General features: G+C 61.3%; 1 protein-coding gene. It reads left to right on the top strand.

What is annotated here, in order from left to right; all coding sequences use genetic code 11:
- Positions 1-615, top strand: a 615-nt coding sequence (locus tag HP566_RS06725) for a hypothetical protein (RefSeq protein ID WP_249976499.1), incomplete at both ends; no start/stop codon positions are given.

Genomic DNA, 615 nt, shown 5'->3' with positions numbered 1-615 from the left:
ACCACCGGGAACGGCCAAGGCGGGATCGCACCCAGTACGCCTCCGGCATACAGCTCAGCAAATCGCTGACCTTCGAACCGAAGGGCGTCGAACTGACCGCCCTCAGCGGCACGCCGGATTTACAGCTAGCCATCGGTCGCCTGACCTCCACCCTCAGCATGGGGGTGTCCGGCAAACTCGACTTTATCGACGCATTGGCTCTGGCCTTTAGCGGCCCTGGGGCGAGTGCCATCCGTGCGGCTCGGGAACAAATGGCCGCGGGGGAACATCTTTCCGCCACTCTGGATGCCTACCTGGAAATGGCCGCCACCGGCAGTCTGACCCACACGATTGACAGTGGTGCGCGCATCGCGATTCCTGCCAATGGCGATATGGACATGGCCTGGGCCGGTATTCAGCAGCAGTTTGGCGGTGAGTTCAGGATCAACGGTAAGGCCGAGATCGCCATCGAAATCGATGCCCAGATGTGGGTGTTCAGTGCCAGGGCTGGTGCCAGTGGCTCGCTGCATACCTCATGGTGCTGGGCTATGCGCATGCAGGAGGGCGAGCGGCAGAAGCGCTATGAGTTCGAAGGCGTGGTCGTAACGCTAACGGCGTATGCGGAAATTGAGACAG

Source organism: Vreelandella olivaria (genome assembly GCF_023507745.1).
GTDB lineage: Bacteria > Pseudomonadota > Gammaproteobacteria > Pseudomonadales > Halomonadaceae > Vreelandella > Vreelandella olivaria_A.
This window is presented reverse-complemented; position numbering and strand designations above follow the sequence as displayed.